The 16,366-nt window shown below is 51.3% G+C and carries 12 protein-coding genes; all 12 read right to left on the bottom strand.

Annotated features, from left to right (window positions below; all coding sequences use genetic code 11):
• Positions 1–288: 288 nt before the first annotated feature.
• Positions 289–1,491 carry a S1C family serine protease gene (locus tag AB9R92_RS09040; protein WP_370669131.1) on the bottom strand — a complete coding sequence of 401 codons (1,203 nt, stop codon included), beginning with the start codon at positions 1,489–1,491 and terminating at the stop codon, positions 289–291.
• A 458-nt stretch (positions 1,492–1,949) separates the two neighbouring features.
• Positions 1,950–2,738, bottom strand: a complete 789-nt coding sequence (locus AB9R92_RS09035) for an MBL fold metallo-hydrolase (protein WP_370669130.1) — start codon at positions 2,736–2,738, stop codon at positions 1,950–1,952.
• A 12-nt stretch (positions 2,739–2,750) separates the two neighbouring features.
• Positions 2,751–3,554: a two-component system regulatory protein YycI gene (locus tag AB9R92_RS09030; RefSeq protein WP_370669129.1), complete on the bottom strand. Its 804-nt coding sequence runs from the start codon at positions 3,552–3,554 to the stop codon at positions 2,751–2,753.
• On the bottom strand, positions 3,541–4,872 hold the full coding sequence (locus AB9R92_RS09025; RefSeq protein ID WP_370669128.1) for a YycH family regulatory protein: 1,332 nt from the start codon (positions 4,870–4,872) through the stop codon (positions 3,541–3,543). Before AB9R92_RS09025 ends, AB9R92_RS09030 begins: the two co-directional genes overlap by 14 nt.
• Positions 4,863–6,689, bottom strand: a complete 1,827-nt coding sequence (gene walK / locus AB9R92_RS09020; protein WP_370669127.1) for a cell wall metabolism sensor histidine kinase WalK — start codon at positions 6,687–6,689, stop codon at positions 4,863–4,865. Before walK ends, AB9R92_RS09025 begins: the two co-directional genes overlap by 10 nt.
• Before the next feature lie 5 nt (positions 6,690–6,694).
• The gene (gene yycF, locus AB9R92_RS09015; RefSeq protein WP_058382289.1) at positions 6,695–7,402 is read right to left on the bottom strand and encodes a response regulator YycF; all 708 of its coding nucleotides are present in this window, start codon (positions 7,400–7,402) and stop codon (positions 6,695–6,697) included.
• A gap of 1,029 nt (positions 7,403–8,431) precedes the next feature.
• A complete protein-coding gene (locus tag AB9R92_RS09010; RefSeq protein ID WP_370669126.1) occupies positions 8,432–9,718 on the bottom strand; it encodes a M23 family metallopeptidase in 1,287 nt (428 codons plus the stop codon).
• Positions 9,719–10,076: 358 nt separating this feature from the next.
• Entirely contained in the window at positions 10,077–11,363 is a 1,287-nt protein-coding gene (locus tag AB9R92_RS09005; protein ID WP_370669125.1) for an adenylosuccinate synthase, read from the bottom strand.
• A 144-nt stretch (positions 11,364–11,507) separates the two neighbouring features.
• Entirely contained in the window at positions 11,508–12,863 is a 1,356-nt protein-coding gene (dnaB, locus tag AB9R92_RS09000; protein WP_370669124.1) for a replicative DNA helicase, read from the bottom strand.
• 11 nt (positions 12,864–12,874) lie between these two features.
• Positions 12,875–13,324 (bottom strand): 50S ribosomal protein L9, encoded by a 450-nt coding sequence (rplI, locus tag AB9R92_RS08995; protein ID WP_370669123.1) that lies wholly within the window; start codon positions 13,322–13,324, stop codon positions 12,875–12,877.
• Positions 13,321–15,297 (bottom strand): DHH family phosphoesterase, encoded by a 1,977-nt coding sequence (locus AB9R92_RS08990; protein WP_370669122.1) that lies wholly within the window; start codon positions 15,295–15,297, stop codon positions 13,321–13,323. The genes rplI and AB9R92_RS08990 overlap by 4 nt, the downstream gene beginning before the upstream one ends.
• 13 nt (positions 15,298–15,310) lie before the next feature.
• On the bottom strand, positions 15,311–16,264 hold the full coding sequence (locus AB9R92_RS08985) for a YybS family protein (protein ID WP_370669121.1): 954 nt from the start codon (positions 16,262–16,264) through the stop codon (positions 15,311–15,313).
• Positions 16,265–16,366: the final 102 nt, after the last annotated feature.

Here is a 16,366-nt window from a genome sequence, read left to right as displayed (position 1 = left end):
TTCCACACAGTTATGCACATTTCGTTCCCTTTTATCCACAATTCATTTTAACAGATATAAAACACTACGGATAGCGAAGCTTTTATTGCCTGTGGATTGTTAACAATCGATTTTTAACAAAAAAGTTATCCACATGCCATTTTCACGAACAATTGCCCTTTTCCAACTAAAAATTCGGGCTTCGAAGTGTATAATATTCTAGATTTTATTGTTTTTATTTGGCAAATAGCATAAAAAAACAGCTTCAAAATTCAAGGTTATTGTCCTGAATCTTGAAGCTGTTTTTGCTTAGAATGTGGAATTGTCGTTTAATTCAAGTTCGAATTCGAGCAGCTCACCATTGCGGTAAGCCTTAACTTCGAGTTGGTCGCCAATCTGTTTCTCGTTATAAAGATGCTTACGCAAATCAATAATGTCTCCAACCGCATCTCCATCCATTTCGACGATGACATCGTATTGACGCATGCCCGCTTCATCTGCGGCTGAGCCTTCGACAACGGAACTCACTACTACACCCGCTGTGATGTCTTCCGGCAGATTCAACGTATCTTGTCTATAAGAACTTGGAACCTGCGCAAGGTCGGCCAACGTAATGCCCATCGCCGGCCGCACCATTTCACCGGTTGCTTCCAGCTGATTAATGACCGGCAGCGCCGAGTTGATCGGAATCGAGAAGCCGATGCCCTCGACTTGCGAAGTAGCGATTTTCATCGAATTGATGCCAATCAATTGCCCTGCCAAATTGACAAGCGCACCGCCGCTGTTTCCGGGATTGATCGCCGCATCGGTCTGCAGGACTTCCGCTTGCCAGTCTTGTGTACCGTCGCCATCCAAATCAACCGGAACCGCCCGGTCAGTACCGGAAACGACGCCGCTCGTCACAGAACCCGAAAATTCAAGGCCGAGCGGATTGCCGATTGCAATGACCGCTTCGCCGCGTTTCAACGCATCCGAATCGCCCAGTTCCACAACGTCCTGCACTTTGTCGCTGCTCATTTCAAGAACAGCCAGATCGGTCCAAATATCGCTGCCAACTACTTGCGCTTCGACTTTCGTGCCGTCGGATAATGTCACTTCGATGCCGCTCGCACCGTCCACAACATGATGGTTCGTCACGACATATGCGGTGTCGCCTTCGCTTTTATAAATGACGCCGGAACCTGTGCCGACTGCCTGTTCCTGGCTTTGCGAGAAGAAATCCCCGCCCGTCTGGAGATTCGACACGCCGACCACCGCATCGGATGCCTCGTCGACTGCTTTCGTCACATCGGTCGTGATATCTAGCGATGCGCCTTGCTGCTCACGGTTTTGCTGCTGGATCTGGGTGCCGGAATCCGACGACTCGGTCCCTGGCAATAAACCTGGCGCTTGTGAAAACAACAGCCACATCAACAGCGCCCCGACCATCACGCCGAACACCCCCGCAAAGAAACTGCCTGCACGGCTCGGCTTCGGCTGCCTGCCATTCGGCGTTTGATTGTAATAACCCATAGCCTCCATCCTCTCTTATGCCTCTCTTTTTATCATAAGATGTACCCGCTAAAATGCAAGCAATCCTCCCTGCTTAAACCCATCAGGAAGTCATTGCCCAACTTACTTTGTACACTTTTTAACTGAGTGATTTGGCGCAACGCAGTTAGGTGATACACTCCTGCAACTGTTGCTGCGCTCTCCATATTCATTCCACACTAGCTGATGGGAGTGAAAGTGGCGACTCCGGGAGGATCAGCGAGACAATTGAGACCCTGCAGGAGCGATAGCGACGAAGCGGCTCAATGCGAGCCCCCGGCAGCTGGCACCGCGACGTCCTGTCGCGCCAGCTGCATGACCCACATCCTGTGGGCCCGAAAGCGTCCGCCACAATGAGCATCAAGCGACTCTAAAAAGAAAAAAACTGTCCTAGTAGTCATCTTCATGACTTCCAGAACAGTCTCTCCTCTTACATCTATTCACACCACAACCAAAGGCGTCGCCTCGGTCGGCGAGGTATCGAACAAATCGACGTAATCGCCAACGATGATGCCTTTTGTCTGCAGTGTCTGCTCGACGCTCATGCGCGCGAGGTCTTTCATATTGTTATCTTTGCTCAAATGCGACAAGTAGATGCGCGTCGGCTTCTCTGCCAGCACTTCCGACATCGCCACCGCCGCGTCTTCATTCGACACGTGCCCGACGTCGCTCAGGATGCGCCGTTTGACCGACCACGGATAGCGGCCCATCTGCAGCATGCCGATGTCGTGATTGCTCTCGAACACATACGCGTCGGATGCGCCGATGATGCCTTTCATGCGGTCGCTGACATAGCCCGTATCGGTGATCAGCGCGAGCTTCCGGCCGTTCTCGTGAAACACGTAAAACATCGGGTCCGCCGCATCATGCGACACGCCGAACGACTCGATGTCGAGGCCGCCAAACGATTTCGTCGTCTCCATATCGAAATGGAAACGCTGTTCGACCGGGATTTCCCCGACCAGCCCGTCCATCGCCGTCCAGGTTTTGGCGTTAGCGTAGATCGGCACCTTATGCCGGCGGGCCGCAATGCCGAGCCCTTTAATGTGATCGCTATGCTCATGGGTGACAAGAATGCCGTCGAGCTTGCCCATATCGCGGCCGATGGAGGCGAACAATGACTCCAATTTCTTGCCGCTGAGCCCCGCGTCCACTAAAAACGCATGCTCGTCGTTTTCTATATAGATGGCATTGCCAGTCGAACCGCTGGCCAATACACTGAAGCGCATAGTTAAAACTCCTTACTCTGCTGTTTCCTCGTTCTGTTTGTTCAATTCAATGACACCGTCCTTGATGGCATTGACATAATGGTCTTTTTCCTCACCTTCGGAATCCTGGACGCGGATGCGCCAGGTCGGCACGAACATCTGGCGATTCTCCGACACTTGTACATGCGTCGAATAACCAAGTTCGGCTTCCACGATGCGGCTGTTCGTCTTCAATAAACTCTTCTGGTACAAAGTGTGAATCGCTTCTAGCGGCGTGATCAATTTCTTTCGTTCTTCATTTTCGATGATGTTGTCGAATAAAGTTTGCTCGAAGCCGATCACGGCATCGTTTTCGTCCCAGAATACAGTCAATTGGCCGCCATTGCTATGGAATAGCGGAACGCCTGCCATCTGCTGGAAAAATACCGCTTGGTTCTGGTCTTCATCGATTTTCCAAAGCTTGTATTCCGAGCTTTCCGGCACTTCCTCTTCAATGAATGCCAGCAGCGCTTCCTCTTTATCGCCGTCGAGATCGATCGGCTCATCGTAAGTGATTTGCAGCAACCGGTCTTCGAGGACATTGACGATGCCGTCAATGTCCACTTCGGTTTCAGCGAACGATTTCGATTCGCCGCGTACATAAGGCTTGTCCTCGGACGAATCCGGCAATGCCGAATACGTGATATTGTCGCCTCTCAGCTTCTCATCGATGGTCGATTCGGGAAGCGGCTGGATTTGTTCTGCTTCCGTATAGCGATCGATATAAAGCGAATACAGGAAAACATTGAGGATCGAAAAGACAACGATGAAAATGGTTTTTGTTTTACTCCAATCCAAGCTTCACGCCTCCTACTGATTCGTCAGATAGCCGTGTCCATTTGCCATTTGCTTTATAATACCAAGCGGGGTGGAACGTGATCAATTGATTGTCTTCGCTGCGTGTCAGCTCATAGCCGATCGTCACGGCCTCAATCGTCAAAAGGTCCATATCAAGGCGTGATAAAGCTTCCAGGACCGCTTCGCCAGACGCCATTTCGATGGTGCGGGTTTCTGCGACCGAATCGTACAAATAGGTCGGACGGCTATAGCGGAACGCCTGCTCGACGCCTTCACTGATGCCCCATTCAATGTCCAGGCTCACGGCCGTCGTATTGCTGAAGACCGGCGAGCCGTCGAAGAACAATTGATAGCTAATCTGCTGGTTGACCGATTTCATGCCGAAATAGACGTATTGTTCGGTCCAGCCGCCATGTTCATTGACAAAGTTGATCGAGTTGAACACAAGATCAGACGGAATCGCGGGGTCGGAAGTTTCGGCTTTTGGCTGCACGTAATTGATGCTTTTCTGGCTATCCGATTTACGCATGATGGCACCCGAGTCATCCGTAAACTCCTCGCTCTGCAAATCCCCCACAAACTCTGTGGTCGGGCTGTCCATGATGGCGTCCGCAAAGGTCGAAGCCGAGGTTTCATCCAATAGATAGTCAAAGCTGGTCTTCTCAAACGGATTTTCCGGCACATAGACCGGCAAAGTGCCAATGCCGGGGTCCGTTACGTAACGATCGTACTCTTGTGACGGCTGCACATAATTGCCGCGGAATTCCATCAGCTCAGCGTCTGATACTTGTGCTTCGTAAATCCGGCCGGAACCGGTATTGATAAAGTAAATGACGGAGTCGGGATTATCCTCTGTGCCCCATTCGATAACGACACGGTTAAAGGTCGATTCCGGCAAATTATTGTCGGTAATGTCCATGATGACGTCAAACACAGGAAACGGCACCGCCCCTGGATAGTACAGCACGGTGCGGCCCGGTTCTTGCAAATACTGCTTGAGTACATCCGACCCGGCTTCTTCTTCAAACAGCTGGACATCGGAAATTTCCCATCGCTGGATCGTGTCCAGCATCGCTTCAATGTCGCTCTGGGAGAAAGTGCCGGTCACTTCATCTTCGTGATGATACAGCACTTTCACTGGGCGCACCACTTCGTCTGCACTGCGATTGTCACCGATCGCCACATCCACTTGCGTGGGCGTTTCAATCTCCTCAAGCGACGGCGTGAAGGTCCAAATGGTGAACGTCAGCGCCAAGCTGAGCATAATCAGGATGAACAGGGCAACGGATTTTACATGCTCCAAATACTTCAATCCCATTCACCTCCATCATCGATTTCATACGGCAAGGTGAAATAAATTGAAGTCCCTTTGCCATACTGGCTTTCTGCCCAGATTTTGCCGCCATGGGCATTGATCATTTCCTTCGAGATCGCCAGGCCAAGCCCCGTTCCGCCCATTGCACGCGAACGCGCACGGTCAACGCGGTAGAAGCGGTCGAAAATGCGGTCGACGTTTTCTTTCGGGATGCCCATCCCTTCATCGCTGATCGAAACGAGCAATTCCCCTTCTTTCTCGCGGACCGAAAAGCGGATTTTGCCGCCTTCCGGAGAGTACTTCAAGGCATTGGAAATGATATTATCGATGACTTGCGTTAATTTATCGGTGTCGATTTCCACAAAATACTGTGCTTTCGGCACTTTGCGCTCGAACGACACATTCTGGGATTTCGACATTTCAAAACGGTCGATGATGCGGTTGAAGAACACGCCGAATTCGACCATTTCACGGCTCAAGTCCGCTTCGCTTGAATCCATTTTCGACAATTTCAGCAAATCGTTGACGAGGCGGATCATCCGCTCGGTTTCGGTCTGCGTGACATTGAGGAAATTCGGCGCGAGATCCGGATCCTGCCATGCACCGTCGGCAAGCGCCTCCAAATAACTGCGCATCGTCGTGAGCGGTGTCCGCAATTCATGCGAGACGTTCGCCACAAACTCGCGGCGCTCCATATCGATCTTCTCCTGCTCCGTATTATCGTGCAAGACGGCGATCAAGCCGTTGACAAAACCTGTCTCTTTTTGGATGACCGAGAAAGTCGTACGCAGAAGCGTTGCTTGATCCTGCGAACTGATATCAAGCGTGATCGCATCGCGCATATCGATCAAATCTTCGAATGTATAGGATTCATCCAGGCCAAGCACCGTAGTGACCGGCCGGTTGATGACTGTTTCACGTGAAACATTCAATAAGTGCAAAGCCGGTTCGTTGATGAGAATGATGCGCCCCCTGCGGTCAGTCGAAAGTACGCCATCCGTCATATTGGCAAGCACCGAAGCAAGTTTTCGCCGCTCACTTTCCGTTGACTGCTGGGATTCCTGCAGCCGGTTCGTCAAATGGTTGAACGCCCGGGCAAGCTGGCCGATTTCATCTTCACTGTAAACCCGGACTTTGCGCGAGAAATTGCCTTTCGCCATCGCCTGCGCTTGCCTGCGCATGTCGGCAATCGGCCGCGAAATCGTCTGGGCGACCAAGACGCCAAGCACCGCTGTGATGACCAGGGCAATGGCGGTACCGCCTGCCAAAATCGAGTTGATGGTGTCCATTTGGTCATAGACGTTCTCGACTTCCGCTTTAACGTACAGCGTGCCGAGCATTTCGCCCCCCACCGCCGTGATTGGCAAGGTTCTCACCCACACCCGCTCTTCCAGATTTCTATCTACATAGGTTTGTTCGAGCAGCGTTTCCCCGATGATGGAGCGGCGGATTTGGTCATCTGTCGAACGCTGGCCGACGAGCGACTGGTTTTCGCCCAAGGATGTGGCCAAAATTCGGTAACGATTATCGACGACACGGATTTCATTGATATCCTGTGAATTAAAATTAGAAAGGACCGACCGGAGGCTCTGCTCGATGGTCAGGTCCTCTTCTGTCCGGTTGCGGATCATCTCTTCCCGCACACTGAACTCAATGATTTCCATGCGGTCTTCAATGGAATCCTCGAAATTCCCGCGCAGCGTTTGTTCGAGCTGCTCGGAGAAATAAAGTCCGATGATCTGCATCGCCAGCAGGATCAGCAAAATATAGATCAATACAAATTTCACATGAATCGACTTAAAAAAACTGGTTTTGAGCATTCACACTACTCCTGTTCAGGGTTCCGCAGGTAGTAGCCGACGCCGCGACGCGTCACGATCCACGCTGGGTGACTCGGATTGTCTTCAATTTTTTCACGCAAGCGGCGAATCGTGACGTCCACTGTCCGCACATCGCCGAAATAATCATAGCCCCATACCGTCTGCAGCAAATGCTCGCGCGTCATCACTTGCCCGATATGTTTCGCCAAATAATGCAATAGCTCGAACTCGCGATGCGTCAATTCGATCGTCTCTTCGCGCTTCAACACCAAATACGCATCCGGCTGGATCGTCAACGACCCGACTTGGATATCGTTCGAGCCCACGCCTTCCTCTTCTGCCGGCACCACGTTCTGGCGCCGCAGATTCGCTTTGACGCGCGCAATCAATTCCCGCGTCGAGAACGGTTTTGTCACATAATCATCCGCACCGAGCTCAAGCCCCAACACTTTGTCGATCTCTGAGTCCTTCGCTGTCAGCATGATGATCGGAAAATCGAATTTCTTGCGCACTTCGCGGCATACTTCCATGCCGTCGCGGTTTGGCAGCATGATGTCGAGCAGCATCAAGTCCGGCTGAATTTCTTCCGCCACTTTGATCGCCTCATCGCCGTCATAAGCCACTACCACATTAAAGCCTTCTTTTTTCAAATTAAATTGCAGGATGTCCGCAATCGGCTTCTCATCATCTACAACTAATATTGTTTTATTCATCTATCTTCTCCCCCTCTGCTTCCCATTTGTTCCACATGTACACAGCCATTTTGACATTCTTTGCTATCCTTTACTTTATCATTATTTCAAGCATTTCGCACCTTTGGATGGTCACAGCGGGGCTCAGCGGCGCACGGCTTCTAGAGGCGTAAAAGCTTGGCGATGATAGCGAGGGATTTCGTGTAGAAATATTTCTGTGTGCTAATTAAGCATCTTATTGGACTTCGCCGCCTTGCTCTAGGTTGGCCTCTCGCCATAAGCCAGGAAGAGCACCTGTCTTACGGCGTCGGCTCACCCCTTTACGCTGGGCGGCTAAGAAATTTCGTTAAGTCGAGTGCGTTGAAGCAGATCTGCTTCTTTACCCAGTTACCGGCTAGTGGGGGAATCGCTTCTTGAAAAACACACAAGAAGATAGCGGGAGTTCGTGTGTCGAACTATTTCTGCATTCTGCTTTTTCTTCCTCTTATTATTCGCCGCCCTGCTTGGGGTTGGCCTCTTGCCATAAGCCAAGAAGAACACTTGTCTTACGGCGTCGGCTCACCCTTGGCGCTTGGCGGCTTGGTGATTTCATTGATTCGGGTGCGTTTAAATAGATCTGCTTCTTTAGCTAGTTGCCGGCTAGCGGGGGAATCGCTTCCCGAGGTATAGTATCTGGTGATGTGATGCTTGAATCGAAATCTTACTCGTGGATCTGGTGGTTAAGCACCGTTAAGATGTTTTATACTGCAAAATCTGAAGCATTTCCGCATTTCTACATTCAATGTTGAATGAACTGAAGAAATAATGTTCCACTCTAAACTGACGACGGAGTGGAAGGGGCCGACTCCGGGAGGATCAGCGAGACAATTGAGACCCTGCAGGAGCGTAGCGACGAAGCGGCTCAATGCGAGCCCTCCGGAAAGCGTGCCCCTGCAACGCAGTCGAAAAGCTGAAGCTTTTCTAATCACCCATTTCAAACTATCCCACAAGCTATCTATCTGAAATACGCAAAAAAAAAAGCTCCCAGCACGCTGGCAGCTTTTTACTAGTTTATTTCTTCACATAATCCAACGGGTCGCGGTCCTGGCCGTCGTAGGAAAGCTCGAAATGCAGGTGGATGCCTGTAGAGCGTCCTGTCGTGCCCATGTCGCCGAGTTTCGTATGCGGGGACACTTTATCGCCCACCTTGACGTCAATCGACGACAGGTGCGCATAGATCGTCTCATAGCCGTTCTTATGGTCGACGACGACGCGGTTGCCGAATGTCCCGGCTGCGCCTGCTTTGGTCACTGTCCCATGGTCTGCCGAGACGATATCGAGCGTATCGGGACGTGCGATGTCGATGCCTTTATGCGGGCGACCCCAGCGCTGGCCTTTCTTGCTCGACACATAGCCGCCGTCTGCCGGCCACGTGAACTCGCCGGTGCCAACGCCCGGCAATTTCTTCTCGCCTTCGAGGATGATTTTGTCGACCGGTTCTTTCAGGATTTTCTCCCGTGTTTCGGAACGGCCGACGCGTTCGCCGTTGACTTCGCGTACAGCATAGCTCACCGCTTTTTCGCCGCGCTTGCCTTTCTGGCCGACTTCCGTTTCGCCGATATAGACATCTTTGCTGTCTTTTTCAACGGTTTCGTACGGCATTTTCTTCAATGCTTTTTCGGCCTTATTGACAAGCACATCCACACCAAACTCATCCGTTACGTGCTTCGCGGCTTGTTTTGGCTCCATCACTTGTTCCGGGGCGATTTGCTTAGACAAGCCGTTGATCGGTTCCGAGAAAGAAATATCGGTGATGCGCGATTCGCCCGCTTTTAGCTCAGGCAATTCGTTTTCGTCTTGCTGTTGTTCGAATTGCTCGAGCTCCTCTTCTGTTAAGGCCGTTTGTTTCATGAGCTGGACGGTCTCTTCGTAGGCTTTTCGGTCTTTTACATAAACCGCCGCTTCCCCATCGACTTGCAGTGCGAATGCTTCCGCCTTAACCTCCAATTGCTCGTCCAGCTGGCTGATGACGGCTTCGTCGTCTGTCGAGCTCGATGCCACGGCTTGTTCAGTTACAATGTTCAATTCTTCACTCGGCGCAAGGCGTAAATTGCCATAGTCGCTTGAGCTTGTTTTGAGTTTTTGATCAATCAATTCGTCGATCGGCGCATCGTCCGAGACGGCTCCGAGGTAACTGGTGTTGTGATATATATGATAAACCGGATCCAGGTTTTGCGGCTCATTCGGTTCGGCAAAAATCGTGTTGGCGCCGAATGCACTGGCAGCTAAAACGAGGGCGGTTCCGATTTTCCATTTGCGCAGTCTCAACTGGTCTTTCTTCTGGTAGTTCGCGTTCATGTTGCGGGTCTGGCTCCTTTCATACTCCCATCGCAGGGTCTTCCGTTTTTTCAACTTCCCCACTCTACCATATCCATTTTCAAAGGCTCACCCGATAAACTTATCGTTACAGAAGTGTTAATTTACATCCAGTATTATCCATTTATTGTCATGATTTTCTTTAATTCTGCAAATAGAGGCAAAAAACTTATGATTTCCGTCCTTTTTTTCCATTTCACAGCCTTTTTCTGTGACTTTATTGTCATAAACATCATATAAGCGTACGAGACGGCTTTGCCGTTTATGGCGAATTTGTAGCAAACATAAAAAAAAAAGCCACTGTCCTCTTAAAAAGAGGCAGCGGCTTTTGGGTATTCGCTTAACGCCAAACGCTTTTGACGATGTTTGTCTGGTTGCGGTCCGGTCCGACAGAGAAAATCGAGATCTGGACACCGGTCAATTGCGAGATGCGCTCCAAATAATGGCGCGCGTTGTCCGGCAATTCATCGAGTGATTTGCACGATGTTACATCTTCAGACCAGCCCGGCATTTCTTCGTAGACCGGTTCGCAGTCTGCGAGCATGCGCAAGTTCGCTGGATATTCCGTGATCAATTCGCCTTGATAGCGGTAAGCTGTACAGATTTTCACTGTATCAAGCCCTGTCAAGACGTCGATCGAGTTGACGGTCAAATCCGTCAATCCGCTAACGCGACGTGCATGGCGCACGACCACGCTGTCGAACCAGCCGATGCGGCGCGGGCGTCCTGTTGTCGTGCCGAACTCCTTGCCGACTGTGCGGATCTGGTCGCCCACTTCATCGAACAATTCCGTCGGGAACGGGCCGTCGCCGACACGGGATGTATACGCTTTGCAGACGCCGATAACGTGTGAAATATTCGTCGGGCCCACTCCTGCGCCGATCGTGACACCGCCCGCTACCGGGTTGGATGACGTGACGAACGGATAAGTTCCTTGGTCGATATCGAGCATGACGCCTTGTGCGCCTTCGAACAATACGCGGCGGCCGGCATCAAAGGCATCGTTCAGCACTTTCGATGTATCGGTCACGTATTGTGCGATTTCCTGGCCATATTGATAATACTCTTCCATGATCTCTTCGACTGTGAAGCCTTCCGTCTCATAGAATTTCTCGAACATGCGGTTTTTCTCTTTCAAGTTCATGCGCAATTTTTCTTCAAACACGACGTGGTCCAGAAGATCCGCGATGCGGATTCCGACACGCGCCGCTTTGTCCATATACGCAGGCCCGATGCCTTTGCCGGTCGTGCCGATCTTGTTGGCGCCGCGGCGCGCTTCTTCCACTTCGTCTTGCTTGATGTGGTAAGGCAAAATGACGTGGGCGCGGTTTGAAATGCGCAAGTTCTCCGTCGTCACCCCGCGGTCGTGAAGGCCTTTCAGTTCCTGCACAAGCGCTTTCGGGTCAACGACCATGCCGTTGCCGATAACCGATGTTTTTTCTTTATAAAAAATCCCCGATGGAATCAAATGCAATTTATACGTTTCGCCGCCAAAAATGATTGTGTGGCCGGCGTTGTTGCCGCCTTGGTAACGCGCAATTACTTCTGCGTGTTCCGACAGAAAATCCGTGATTTTCCCTTTTCCTTCGTCTCCCCATTGCGTTCCTACTACTACGACTGATGTCATCGTCCGCACCTCCGTTAGGCTTGTCGCCCTGTTTCAAACAGTCTTTATTGTACCAATAGAGCGCCTCGGCGTCAATATGAAACCAAAGAAAACACGAACATCGAAATGCATGTTTGCATTTAATGTTCGTGTTTAATAGATCGTCTAGAAATCGCCGCCGCCTTCATGGTCAGCCCAATCGATGGTGACGAACTTATTGTATTCCTTCACAAACGCCAGTTTAACGGTGCCGGTCGGGCCGTTCCGCTGCTTGGCGATGATGATTTCGATCATGTTTTGGTCTTCGGTTTCTTTGTCGTAATAATCTTCGCGGTATAAAAACGATACGATATCGGCATCTTGCTCGATCGATCCGGATTCACGCAAATCGGACATCATCGGCCGTTTGTCTTGCCGCTGCTCAACCCCACGGGACAGCTGCGACAAGGCGATGACCGGGACTTCAAGTTCACGTGCCAGGCCTTTCAATGAACGGGAAATATCGGATACTTCCTGCTGGCGGTTTTCGCCGGCCTTGCCGGGTCCTTGGATCAGCTGCAAATAGTCGATCATGATCATTCCAAGGCCGTATTCCTGCTTCAAGCGGCGGCATTTCGCGCGAATATCGTTAACGCGGATGCCTGGCGTATCATCGATGAAAATGCCGGCATTCGATAAACTGCCCATGGCCATCGTCAGCTTGCGCCAGTCTTCATTTTGCAAGGCGCCGGTCCGCATGACTTGGGCATCGATATTGCCTTCCGCGCAGAGCATCCGCATGACGAGTTGCTCTGCCCCCATCTCCAAACTGAAGATCGCGACGTTCTCTTCGGTCTTCGTCGCGACGTTTTGCGCGACGTTGAGCGCGAAGGCCGTCTTACCGACGGACGGGCGGGCAGCCACGATGATCAAATCGTTGCGCTGAAAGCCCGCGGTGACTTTGTCCAAATCGCGGAAACCGGTCGGAATGCCGGTGACATCGCCTTTGCGCGTATGCAAGAGTTCGATATTGTCGTAAGTTTTCACCAATACATCTTTGATGTGGATAAAGTCGCCCGCATTTTTGCGGCTCGACACTTCCATCATTTTCTTCTCTGCTTCGGCAAGCAAAGCCTCTACTTCGTCTTCACGCGTAAAGCCGTCTTCAACGATTGTGGTGGCTACACGGATGAGGCGGCGCAATAACGCTTTCTCTTCCACGATATGGGCATAATGCCCGACGTTTGCGGCTGTCGGCACCGCATTGGCAATCTCGGTCAAATACGACAAGCCGCCGACATCTTCGAGCTCTTTCTTGACCGATAGCTCTTCTGTCACCGTGACCAAATCCACCGCTTTGCCGCGGTCCGTCAAATCGATCATCGTCTGGAAAATCTTCTGATGGGCGACGCGGTAGAAATCGTCCGGCATGACGATTTCCGCTACGGAAACAAGTGCCTGTGGCTCCAGGAAAATCGCCCCGATGACGGATTGCTCGGCTTCCTGGTTATGCGGCGGGACGCGGTCGATCGATTCGTTCATATCTATTCCCCTTACGCTTCTTCAGTAACGTGCACACGCAATGTCGCGGTTACATCCTGATGCAATTTCACCGGCACATTCGTATAGCCAAGCGCGCGGATGGCGTCGTCGAGCTCCATTTTGCGCTTGTCGATTTTGTGGCCATGTTTCTTTTCGAGTTCCTTAGCGATCTGTTTCGATGTGATCGAGCCGAACAAGCGGCCGCCTTCACCGGATTTTGCTGTCAATTCAACCGTCAGGCTTTCGAGCTGTTCTTTCAATTGCTTCGCTTCGTCCAGTTCCTGTTCAGCTTCTTTCTCCTGCTTCTTCTGCTGGCCGGCAAGTTTGCTCATCGCTGCCTGGTCAGCTTCCACTGCCAAGTTGTTTTTCAACAGGAAATTGTTCGCATAGCCGTCCGCCACGTTTTTGATATCGCCTTTTTTGCCTACATTTTTTACGTCTTTCAAGAAAATAACTTTCATTCTTCAGATCCTCCTCCATCATTTTCCATTAATACGGTCTTCAATTGCCCGACCGCTTCTTCGAGTGTTGCATCCGGCATCTGCGTGGCCGCATTCGTTAAATGGCCGCCGCCACCGAGATTTTCCATAATGACTTGCACATTGACTTCTCCGAGGGAGCGCGCGCTGATGCCCACGCCGCCTTCCGTGCGTTCTGCGATGACAAACGACGCGTTGACGTCTTTCATCGTCAGCAGGATGTCGGCCGTCTGGGCGATCAGCACGGGGCTGTAGATGCGCCCTGGCTCGCCTTTTGCGATGGCAATGCCGTCACCGACGAATTCCACGCTTTGGACGATTTTCGCCCGCTCGATGTACGTATCGAGGTCTTCTTTCAATAAGCGCTGCACAAGCACCGTATCGGCACCGTTCGAGCGCAAGTACGATGCCGCTTCAAAGGTCCTGGCGCCGGTGCGCAGCGTAAAGCTTTTCGTGTCGACGATGATTCCCGCGAGCATCGCTGTCGCTTCGAGCATCGTCAATTTTTCGTGCTTCGGCTGGTATTCGATCAATTCGGTCACGAGCTCCGCCGTAGACGATGCGTACGGCTCCATATAAACGAGCATCGTATTGGTGATGAATTCCTCGCCTCTTCGGTGATGGTCGATCAAGACGACGCGTTCCATGCGCTGAAGCAGGCGTTCATCGATGACCATCGACGGTTTGTGCGTATCGACGACGACAAGCAGCGAATGCTCGGTCATTTCCGATAATGCCTCTTCCGGGGTAATAAAACGCTCGAACAAATCCGGATCACTTTCGATTTCTTCCATCAAGCGCATGACGCTGCGGTCGTATTCGTCAAAATCGATGACGATGCGGCCTTTGACGCGGTTCATTTCCGCCATCTTGGCCACACCGACCGCCGCGCCGATCGAGTCCATATCGGGCATTTTATGGCCCATGACAAAGACTTGGTCGCTTTCCTGGATCAAATCGCGAAGCGCATGCGAAATGACGCGTGCGCGCACCCTCGTGCGCTTTTCGACCGGATTGGTTTTGCCTCCGTAGAACTTGACCTTGCCGCTCGGATGCTTGATCGCCACTTGGTCGCCGCCGCGCCCAAGCACCAAATCGAGCCCAGACTGCGCCATCGCACCCAGTTCGATCAATGAAGCAGAACCCGCTCCGACCCCGATGCTCAGTGTCAGCGCCATATTGTCTTTCGCCGTCACTTCCCGGATATCGTCGAGCACCGTGAATTTGGTTTCCTCCAATTTCTGGAGGATCGATTCATTGAACACTGCCATAAAGCGGTCCGAGGAGATCCGTTTCACGAAAATGCCGTTATCGGTCCCCCATCGATTGATCAAAGACGTCACCAGGCTATTTAAATTGCTGCGCACCTGATCGTCCATCCCTTGTGACAATTCATCGTAATTGTCGATGAACAGGATGCCGATGACGGTCCGGTCCGCGTGATACAAAGTTTCAATCTCTACTTGCTCGGTAATATCGAACAAATAGAACAAACGGTCATCCGCACGGTAATAGACGCGGTATTTGCGGCCGCCAAGCGACATGACCATTTCATTCGATTCAGTGGATTTGACCAATTGGTTGAATTCTTCCGTCAAGCTATAAACCGATTCACCGATCAGCGTCTCGTAATCAAGCGCTGAGGTGATATAAGGGTTGGCCCATTCGATTTGCTGGTTTTCATTGACCAGCAGAATCCCGATTGGCATCTCGAGCAATGCTTCCTCACCGACTTTCTTCATCCGGTAGGACAGCGTTTCGATATGCTTTTCGGTCTCTTCATAGTTGCGCTTCTCCAGTACCCACGCCGAGGTGATCGCCGCCCCGTAGAGGATGGCGAAAATGCCCGCGCCCCATTCCGACCAAAGGGAGATGAGGATGACAGCGGCCATTCCAAGAGCCAGCAATGCCAGCAATGGGTATCTTAGATTACGTTTCCTGAAAAAAGCCGACATTCTCTTCAGCTCCTTACTTTCCTTTAGACTCGTGCGCCCGCTTGATCCAGCCCCGGATGTCGAAGCCGAGATCCAAAATCCCGATGATGCTCGTAAACGACTGCAAAGGAAATGCAAGAACCGTCACGACCACCATCACCCAGCGGGGCCAGCCCTCTTGCTGGATATAGAAATGGTAGAACGATACCCCCTGCAAGAACAGCAGGAACTGCAACAGCATCGAGGCATTCGCGAAAATCAAATAAGCCATGGTTCCTTGCTCGAAATCCGACAGCAAGGACACCAAAATGACGATCAAATAATACCACAGCACGCTTTTCGGCAAGCGCATCTCGCGGAACGGAGGGAATTTCGGCACTTCGATGCCAAGCCGTTTCAAAATCGGCAATAGGATCAACAACAACACCCACACCGTCGTAAATACCGACAAAATCAACAGCGTCGGCAGCAAGGTCTCGAACGTCAGCATGAACTGCGCCACAAGCTCCTCGTATTCTTGCGTCGATTCCGACCCGAGGCGCTCCAGCCACGTACCGGCCTGTTCATACGAACTGCGCATCGCCGCCGTAAATTCTTCTAGGAAATTAATTCCTAAAAAGGCGATTGCTGCAAGGTATTGTGCCATCAATGACACTAGCAACACGATACTCGAACCCATGAACATAAACAATTTACTTTTTTTATAATGGATCGACAGCCCAATCATGAGCCCCAGCGGTATGTGAATCAATGCCAAAGGCAAAGACAGCAATCCGCCGATCAGAAAGCTTAACACGACCCCGACCGCTGCGACCAGCGCCGACGCCTTTGCCGGATACTTGGCGCTATACCAAGCAATCGGCAATGCCAAAAACAGTGTGCTGATCAAACTTAGCACCGGTACATATACAGAAATAGCCAATAAGACGGCAAACAGCGCCGTCATCATGGCTCCATTCGTCAACTGACGTGTCTTTTGGTTAGGCATATCTGCGTTTTTCATCTTCTTTCGAGTTTATTTCATCCGTATAATTGTACCATGATTCAAGCCCCCGAACAAAAAAGGGCGGTCGCCTCACTGTACACCTAT

Origin of the sequence: Planococcus sp. SSTMD024 (assembly GCF_041320495.1) — a bacterium.
In the GTDB taxonomy this organism is placed as follows: domain Bacteria; phylum Bacillota; class Bacilli; order Bacillales_A; family Planococcaceae; genus Planococcus.
This window is presented reverse-complemented; position numbering and strand designations above follow the sequence as displayed.

What these genes read in the sequence shown, in the direction of transcription:
- AB9R92_RS08990 (WP_370669122.1), bottom strand. Translation starts at nt 15,297, where the DNA reads ATGTCGGCTTTTTTCAGGAAACGTAATCTAAGATACCCATTGCTGGCA.
- rplI (WP_370669123.1), bottom strand. Translation starts at nt 13,324, where the DNA reads ATGAAAGTTATTTTCTTGAAAGACGTAAAAAATGTAGGCAAAAAAGGC.
- yycF (WP_058382289.1), bottom strand. Translation starts at nt 7,402, where the DNA reads ATGAATAAAACAATATTAGTTGTAGATGATGAGAAGCCGATTGCGGAC.
- AB9R92_RS09010 (WP_370669126.1), bottom strand. Translation starts at nt 9,718, where the DNA reads ATGAACGCGAACTACCAGAAGAAAGACCAGTTGAGACTGCGCAAATGG.
- AB9R92_RS09035 (WP_370669130.1), bottom strand. Translation starts at nt 2,738, where the DNA reads ATGCGCTTCAGTGTATTGGCCAGCGGTTCGACTGGCAATGCCATCTAT.
- dnaB (WP_370669124.1), bottom strand. Translation starts at nt 12,863, where the DNA reads ATGAACGAATCGATCGACCGCGTCCCGCCGCATAACCAGGAAGCCGAG.
- AB9R92_RS08985 (WP_370669121.1), bottom strand. Translation starts at nt 16,264, where the DNA reads ATGCCTAACCAAAAGACACGTCAGTTGACGAATGGAGCCATGATGACG.
- AB9R92_RS09005 (WP_370669125.1), bottom strand. Translation starts at nt 11,363, where the DNA reads ATGACATCAGTCGTAGTAGTAGGAACGCAATGGGGAGACGAAGGAAAA.
- walK (WP_370669127.1), bottom strand. Translation starts at nt 6,689, where the DNA reads ATGCTCAAAACCAGTTTTTTTAAGTCGATTCATGTGAAATTTGTATTG.
- AB9R92_RS09040 (WP_370669131.1), bottom strand. Translation starts at nt 1,491, where the DNA reads ATGGGTTATTACAATCAAACGCCGAATGGCAGGCAGCCGAAGCCGAGC.
- AB9R92_RS09025 (WP_370669128.1), bottom strand. Translation starts at nt 4,872, where the DNA reads ATGGGATTGAAGTATTTGGAGCATGTAAAATCCGTTGCCCTGTTCATC.